General features: G+C 65.8%; 6 protein-coding genes and 1 pseudogene. 5 read left to right on the top strand and 2 right to left on the bottom strand.

Going from position 1 to position 7455, the window contains the following annotated elements:
* Together AC5RWX_RS28195 and aceB are read left to right on the top strand one after the other, a co-directional pair.
* A pseudogene (locus AC5RWX_RS28195) lies at positions 1-427 on the top strand (isocitrate lyase); the annotation flags it as partial.
* A 226-nt stretch (positions 428-653) separates the two neighbouring features.
* Positions 654-2306 carry a malate synthase A gene (gene aceB / locus AC5RWX_RS28200; protein WP_494099552.1) on the top strand — a complete coding sequence of 551 codons (1653 nt, stop codon included), beginning with the start codon at positions 654-656 and terminating at the stop codon, positions 2304-2306.
* 114 nt (positions 2307-2420) lie between these two features.
* Here the strand turns inward: aceB and AC5RWX_RS28205 are convergent, their stop codons facing one another.
* Positions 2421-3617 carry an MFS transporter gene (locus AC5RWX_RS28205; protein WP_494099553.1) on the bottom strand — a complete coding sequence of 399 codons (1197 nt, stop codon included), beginning with the start codon at positions 3615-3617 and terminating at the stop codon, positions 2421-2423.
* Positions 3618-3756: 139 nt separating this feature from the next.
* On the opposite strand from AC5RWX_RS28205, the gene AC5RWX_RS28210 reads away from it, so the two are divergent.
* Complete coding sequence (locus AC5RWX_RS28210; protein WP_494099554.1) at positions 3757-4716, top strand: D-2-hydroxyacid dehydrogenase family protein; 960 nt, start codon at positions 3757-3759, stop codon at positions 4714-4716.
* Positions 4717-4764: 48 nt separating this feature from the next.
* Here AC5RWX_RS28210 and AC5RWX_RS28215 read toward each other — a convergent pair whose 3' ends face one another.
* Positions 4765-5976: an ROK family transcriptional regulator gene (locus AC5RWX_RS28215; protein ID WP_494099555.1), complete on the bottom strand. Its 1212-nt coding sequence runs from the start codon at positions 5974-5976 to the stop codon at positions 4765-4767.
* 151 nt (positions 5977-6127) lie between these two features.
* On the opposite strand from AC5RWX_RS28215, the gene AC5RWX_RS28220 reads away from it, so the two are divergent.
* Together AC5RWX_RS28220 and AC5RWX_RS28225 are read left to right on the top strand one after the other, a co-directional pair.
* Complete coding sequence (locus AC5RWX_RS28220) at positions 6128-6874, top strand: sugar phosphate isomerase/epimerase family protein (RefSeq protein WP_494099556.1); 747 nt, start codon at positions 6128-6130, stop codon at positions 6872-6874.
* Positions 6871-7455: Gfo/Idh/MocA family protein (locus AC5RWX_RS28225; RefSeq protein WP_494099557.1), on the top strand; the 585-nt coding region annotated here is incomplete at its 3' end. The genes AC5RWX_RS28220 and AC5RWX_RS28225, both read left to right, overlap by 4 nt.

Consider the following 7455-nt stretch of genomic DNA (forward strand, 5'->3'; position numbering starts at 1 on the left):
CACCCCGGACCTGGAACTGGCCCGCAAGTTCGCCGAGGCCGTCAAGGCCGAGTTCCCTGACCAGATGCTCTCCTACAACTGCTCGCCCTCGTTCAACTGGCGCAAGCACCTGGACGACGCCACGATCGCAAAGTTCCAGCGTGAACTTGGCGCCATGGGCTTCACGTTCCAGTTCATCACCCTGGCCGGCTTCCACGCCCTGAACTACTCGATGTTCGACCTCGCCCATGGCTACGCCCGGGAAGGCATGAGCGCCTACGTCGAGCTCCAGGAAAAGGAATTCGCCTCCGAATCGCGCGGCTACACCGCAACCAAGCACCAGCGCGAAGTCGGCACCGGCTACTTCGACGACATCGCCACAGCACTCAACCCGAATGCATCCACCCTGGCCCTGGTGGGATCCACCGAAGAAGGCCAGTTCCACTAAAACTTAGCGTTCGACGGCGGTTGTCGCCTCCGGCCTCCGGACCGGCATCGCTCTGCCTGCTATTCCCCCCGTCCCGGTTTCGACCTCGCTGAGCGAGGACGGACCGGGACGCGGGGCCCCTTTTACGCAGGCTGCCGCGACGCCGGCTCCTCGGCCTCGTGCCTCAGCTGCCACCCTGCCGCCACCCGCCGTCGAACTTCCCTTCTTGCTTTAAGGAGCAATTGAAATGAACAGTTTCACTGACAGCTTCACCATCAATGGCATAACCCTGACCGCGCAGCCCATTTGCCGGCAGAACGAGGTGCTTACTCCGGACGCGCTGGAGTTCGTGGCCAGGCTGCATCGGGCGACGGCCGCCCGGCGCCAGGAACTGCTGCAGGCGCGGCGGAGCCGGCGTGCTGAGATTGCCGCAGGTGCTGATCCCAGGTTCCTCAGGGAAACCGAGCACATCCGCAACGATCCGTCGTGGCGGGTCGCTCCGCCGGCGCCGGGCTTGGAGGACCGGCGGGTGGAGATCACCGGGCCGGTGGACAAGAAGATGACCATCAACGCCCTGAATTCCGGTGCGAAGGTGTGGCTCGCGGACATGGAGGACTCCTCCACCCCCACCTGGCGCAACGTGATCAAGGGCCAGCTGAACCTCACCGACGCCCTGGAGCGGCGGATCGACTTCATCAGCCCGGAGGGCAAGGAATATAAGCTGCGCCCCGCCGGCGAACTGCCCACCATTGTGGTCCGGCCCCGCGGCTGGCACCTGCCCGAAAAGCACATGCTGATCGACGGCGCCCCGGTGGCCGGCGGGATCGTGGACTTCGGCCTGTTCTTCTTCCACAACGCCCGCCGCCTCCTGGCCCAGGGCAAGGGCCCGTACTTCTACCTGCCCAAGATCGAGAACCACCTCGAAGCCCGGCTCTGGAACGACATCTTCATCCTCGCCCAGGACCTGCTCGGCATCCCGCAGGGCACCATCCGCGCCACCGTGCTGATCGAAACCATCACCGCGGCCTTCGAGATGGAGGAGATCCTCTACGAGCTGCGGGACCACGCCGCCGGCCTGAACGCCGGCCGCTGGGACTACATCTTCTCCCTGATCAAGAACTTCCGCACCCGCGGCCCGCGCTTCGTCCTCCCCGACCGGGGCCAGGTGACCATGACCCAGCCGTTCATGCGCGCCTACACCGAACAACTCGTCCGCGCCTGCCACAAACGCGGCGCCATGGCCATCGGCGGCATGGCAGCAGCCGTCCCCAACCGCAAGGACCCCGAAGCCAACACCAACGCCCTCGAAAAGGTCCGCGCAGACAAGACCCGCGAGGCCAACGACGGCTTCGACGGCTCCTGGGTGGCCCACCCGGACCTGGTGCCCGTCTGCCGTGAAGTGTTCGACACCGTCCTGGGCGACAAGCCCAACCAGCTGGATAAGCTCCGCGAGGACGTCATCCCGGACGACCGCGCACTGATCAACGTGGCCGCCACTGAGGGCACCATCACCGAACAGGGTATCCGGAACAACATCGAAGTGGGGATCCGCTACATCGAATCCTGGCTCCGCGGCAACGGCGCAGTAGCCATCCATAACCTCATGGAAGACGCAGCCACAGCCGAGATCTCCCGCTCCCAGCTCTGGCAATGGATCTACGCCCGCGCCATCACCGACCACGGCGAAATCATCACCCACCACTGGGTAGAGGAGCTCCTCGACGAGGAATTCGCACGGCTCGAACGCTTCGACGGCGACCGCTTTGAAGACGCCCGCGACATCTTCGAAGAAGTCACCCTGGCCCACGACTTCCCGTCCTTCCTCACCCTCCCCGCCTACGCCCGCTACCTCACCGAAGCCCGTGAACGCGCATCGGTTGAGGAGCTGGCTGCAGCATAACCAGACTTCCGTCTGCCGGGCCGGCACGCCCTCCCGCAACAGGCACCTCCGAAATCCGGAGGGCCGGCCCGGCGACGGACACATCGCACGACGACGGCGGGCTGCCGCTACGCCTTAGCGCCCCTTGGGAACCCGCCGCACGGAGAGGGTGGCAGCAAGGAAGAACGTCAGCACCGACGCCAGAATAAGGAGCAGGGCCGGTGTCCAGGATCCGGAGACGTCGTGCACGTACCCCACCAATGGCGGAGCGACGGCGCCGAAGCAGTAACCCAGTCCCTGGACGGTAGCGGACATACGGCCGGCCGCCACCTGGTCGCGGGCCAGTTTGATGATGGCGATGAAGATCAGCGTGATCCCGCCGCCCTGGGCAACGCCGCCAAGAACGGACCACAGCCACCAAAGCTCCGGAGCCAGCAGGAGGCCCGCGGGTACGGCCGTCCACAGGAGCCCCAAGGTGACTGCCACCGTCGTCGTACTGAAGTATTTGGCAGCGAACGGCACGCCGAGGCCGCCCACTATCGCAAACACCTGGAACAACGAGGACCCCGCTCCCGCCTCAGCAGCGGACATTCCAAGTTCGTCGTTGAGGTAGCTGGGAAGCCACGCCGTGACGGCGTAGTAGGAGAAGGCTTGGCCCGCGAACGCGGCCGTCAGCCCCGCCGTGGTCCATGCTGATCCTGCACCAGCTCCGTCCCTGGGGCCGTCCGGAACAACAACCGCGGACGGCACGAAGGCTTTGCGGAGTCCGACGGCGAGCGCCCAGCACACCATGGCCGCTACGGTGAAGATCCCTACCGATGCGAGCGCCAGTTGCCACCCCGCCAGTTCGGCCAGCGGCGCCGTGACCATCGAGGTCAGGAAGGATCCAACGTTCAGCGCGGCCGTGTAAACGCCCATGGCCGTTCCCTGCCGCACGGGCGGGAAGTCGCGGCGGATGATGAGGGGCGCGGCGATATTGCCGATGGTGATGGCAAGGCCAATCACCACTGTCCCGGCCAGGACCAGCGCCGGGCCGCCAGCCGAACGGATGATGACGCCGGCCAGCACGCCCAGGATGGTGAGGGTGACTGCGAACTCGGCGCCAAACCCGCGGGCCACCAGCGACGCCAGGGGTGCTGCGAGCGCAAAGCACAGGACCGGAATGCTGGTCAGCAGCCCCAGCACCACCGGGGAAAAGCCCAGGTCGGCCTGCATAACATCCACCACCGGGGCCACGGCCACAAAGGGGCCGCGAAGGTTCAGCGCCAGCAGCCCTATGCAGGCCAGCAGGATCCAGGTGTTCGGAATCCTGGCGAGGAAGCGGGCGCTCACCAGCAGGGCTTGGGGGTTGGATCTCTTTTCATTACCCCCATTGCTATCACGGGCACGACACCACAGTTTCCGGTGGCGCGTGCCGGTCCTGCCTTAGGATGAACATCACTGCCGAAGACTCCGGGACGAAGGACACACCATGCAGCACCGGCTTGCCATCCTTGACGACTACCAGGACGTGGCGCATGGTTTCGCGGACTGGTCCTCCCTCGAGTCCGACGGCGTGACGGTCACCTCCTACCGGGAACCGTTCGCATCGCAGGACGCGCTGGTGTCTGCCCTGGCAGGTGTAACCATCATCATTGCCATGCGGGAGCGGGCGGCCTTCCCGCGGGAGGTGCTCGAGAAGCTCCCCGCCCTTCAGCTCCTGGTGACCACCGGCATGGCGAACGCGTCCATTGACGTGGAGGCGGCAACTGAGCTCGGGATGACCGTCTGCGGTACTCCCGGATCGCCCACCGCCGCCCCTGAACTGACGTGGGCACTGCTCCTGGCCATCGCACGCAACATCCCCGCCGAGGACGGCTCGCTCCGCTCCGGCGGCTGGCAGAACACAGTGGGGTTCGAACTCGCGGGCAAGACCTTGGGCGTGGTGGGCCTGGGCAAAATAGGTCGCAGGATTGCCGCGTACGGCCAGGCTTTCGGTATGGACGTCCTCGCGTGGAGCCAGAACCTGACAGACGAGGACGCAGCGGAGGCCGGGGCGCGGAAAGTGTCCAAGGCGGACCTTTTTCGAAATTCCGACGTCGCCACGCTCCACCTGCGCCTGTCTCCCCGTTCCGAGGGCATAGTGGGCGAACCGGAGCTGCGGCTCCTGGGGCCCGACGGCGTCCTGGTGAACACCGCAAGAGGGCCTCTGGTAGACCAGGACGCCCTGGTGCGTGCCCTGTCCGAAGGCTGGATCGCCGGCGCCGCGCTGGATGTCTTCGACCATGAACCCCTGCCGGCAGGCCACCCGCTCCTCAATGCCCCCAACACGGTGCTGTCCCCGCACTTGGGCTACGTCACGCGGGAGAGCTACCGGCAGTTTTACGGGGGAGCGCTGGAGGATGTGAAGGCCTGGCTCGCCGGCTCACCTGTGCGCGTCATTTCGGCCTGAACCAGTTTCAGTCTGTCCTCCGGCAGGGCTGAAAAGGGTTGCGGCGGCCTACCCGGCCGCCTGAAGCGTGGCCTCGATCGCTGCCGGGGACAACACATGCTGGGTCACCATCTGGCTTGCGCCCAGGATGGCAGCCCGGTCGCCGGCAAGGGACAGTGCAATCCGGAGCTGGGCTGTGGCCAGCGGCAGCGAGCGCCGGTAGACCACCTCTCGTACGCCCGCCATCAGATGTTCCCCGGCCTGGCCCAGGCTTCCGCCCATCACCACGACAGACGGATTGAGCAGATTGACCACGGTGGCCAGAACGTCGCCCACGTCCCTGCCCGCCTGGCGCAACACCTGGATGGCCTGCAGGTTCCCTTGGGCAACAAGCCGCACTACGTCACTGCCCTTCGCCGCCTGCACGCCCTGCCGGTTCAGTTCCGCTGCCAATGCCGGACCGGATGCCAAAGCCTCAAGGCAGCCGTAGTTGCCGCAGCGGCACAGCACGTCGTCGCCGCGCGGCACGCGCACATGGCCCAGGTCACCGGCTGTACCGTTTGCACCGCGCTGCAGCGTTCCGCTGCTGATGATCCCGGAGCCGATTCCGGTGGCAACCTTGATGAAAAGGAAATTGTCGTCTTCGGGCCAGTGGGCGGTCCGCTCCCCCAGCGCCATGATGTTCACGTCGTTGTCCACCAGCACCGGGACCGGCAGGGAGCGCTGTACGTAAGAGACGACGTCGAACCCGTCCCAGCCCGGCATGATGGGCGGCTTGACGGGCTGCCCGGTGGAGTGCTCTACCGGGCCCGGCACGCCGACCCCGACACCTGCCAGGTCAGCCGATTCCCGTCCGGCCGCGGCGAGCAACGACACCCCTTCCTTCACCACCCGGCCCAGGACAGCCTCAGGCCCGTCCGCCACATCCTGCGCCAGGCTCTGTTCGGCAAGGATGTTGCCATTGAGGTCCGTCACGGCCACGATCACGTGGGTGGCCCCTACATCCACTGCAAGCACAACGCGCACGGCGGGATTGAATGCAAAGCGCGACGGCGGCCTTCCACCGCTCGAGTTCGCTTCGCCGGCAGGGCCCACCAGTCCTGAAGCGATGAGCGCGTCGATGCGTGTTGCCACCGTGGAGCGCGCCAGTCCGGTGGCTAACGCCAATTCAGCCCGCGTCCTTGCCTTACCGTCCCGCAAGAGCTGGAACAGGTCGCCGGCTCCGCCTTGGGCTGTGGCAGGCTCAGACGCTGCGGCGCTGCTGCCTGCTGTCTTGGTCATAGGACATAGATAGCACGGCCACTTCTGCGTGTCACCCTTTCAACTTTTGCTTGACGCCCAGCAAAAGTAGACCTAGCTTTGCAGTAGACGAAAGAGGTGTGGCCGAGACCACTGCCGGCAGCCCGGAACCGAGTTGAAACCCAGGAGACCAATGTCCTACTCCCTCCAGCTCTATACGGTGCGGAACGCGATCCAGGAGGATCTTTCCGGCACCATCCGGAAAGTCGCAGAGATCGGCTTTGCCCAGGTGGAGCCGTACAACTTCGTAGCCACAGCCCGCGAACTGGGTGAGGCACTGCGGGAGAACGGCCTCACCGCGCCTTCCGGCCATGCTCCGCTGTTGAGCCAGGACCAGGACGAGATCTTCGCAGCAGCCAGGGAATTAGGGATCACCACCGTGATCGATCCGTTCATTCCAGCGGACCGCTGGCAGTCCGCCCGGGACGTCCAGGCTACGGCCGCCCAGCTGAATGAAGCAGCAAAAAAGGGTGCAGGGTACGGCGTCCGTGTGGGTTACCACAACCACCAGTGGGAGCTGGAGTCCATCATCGAGGGCCGGACCGCCCTGGAGTACTTCGCGGACCTGCTGGACCCCGAACTGGTTCTGGAGGTGGACACGTACTGGGTGGCCGTCGGCGGCCAGGATCCGGTGGAGATCCTTGCGAAGCTCGGTGACCGGGTGAAGTTCATCCACATCAAGGACGGGCCACTGACCACAGACCCCAAGGCCCAACTGCCGGCCGGACAGGGCGAGGTCCAGATCCTGGACGTGATCGCAGCAGCCAAGTCGCTGGAGGTGGGAGTGGTGGAGTTTGATGACTACGCCGGGGACATCTTTGAAGGCATCAACGAGAGCCTGTCATTCCTGATCGCCTCCGGCGAAGGCATCAAGGCATGAACACCCCTTTGCCCGCGACGTCGTCCCGCAAGGGCCCGGTGGGCGTTGCCGTGATCGGCGCCGGGAACATCAGCAAGCAGTACCTGGACAACCTCACCGTTTTCCCGGACCTCACGGTGCACGTCATCGCCGACCTGGTCGAGGAAGCGGCGGAAGCCCGAGCCACGGAGTACGGCATCCCCGGGTGGGGTGGAGTGGAAAAAGCCCTGAACCACCCCGACGTCGAAATCATCGTCAACCTGACCATTCCTGCCGCCCACGTGGAGGTAGCCACAGCGGCGGTGAACGCGGGCAAGCACGTTTGGACCGAGAAGCCCTTCTCGCTGGACCGCGACTCCGGCCTTGGTCTGCTCAAAACCGCTGACGCCGCAGGAATCCGCCTCGGCTGCGCCCCGGACACGTTCCTCGGCGCCGGCCTGCAGACCGCACTGCGCCTGATCCGGCGCGGTGACATCGGCACACCCCTGACCGCGATGACCACGTTCCAGACGCCGGGCCCGGAATCCTGGCACCCCAACCCGGCATTCCTCTTCCAGCACGGGGCCGGCCCCCTGTTCGACAAGGGTCCCTACTACCGCCCC

The organism is Arthrobacter sp. SPT-J7 (assembly GCF_059089965.1).

What these genes read in the sequence shown, in the direction of transcription:
- aceB (WP_494099552.1), top strand. Translation starts at nt 654, where the DNA reads ATGAACAGTTTCACTGACAGCTTCACCATCAATGGCATAACCCTGACC.
- AC5RWX_RS28210 (WP_494099554.1), top strand. Translation starts at nt 3,757, where the DNA reads ATGCAGCACCGGCTTGCCATCCTTGACGACTACCAGGACGTGGCGCAT.
- AC5RWX_RS28215 (WP_494099555.1), bottom strand. Translation starts at nt 5,976, where the DNA reads ATGACCAAGACAGCAGGCAGCAGCGCCGCAGCGTCTGAGCCTGCCACA.
- AC5RWX_RS28220 (WP_494099556.1), top strand. Translation starts at nt 6,128, where the DNA reads ATGTCCTACTCCCTCCAGCTCTATACGGTGCGGAACGCGATCCAGGAG.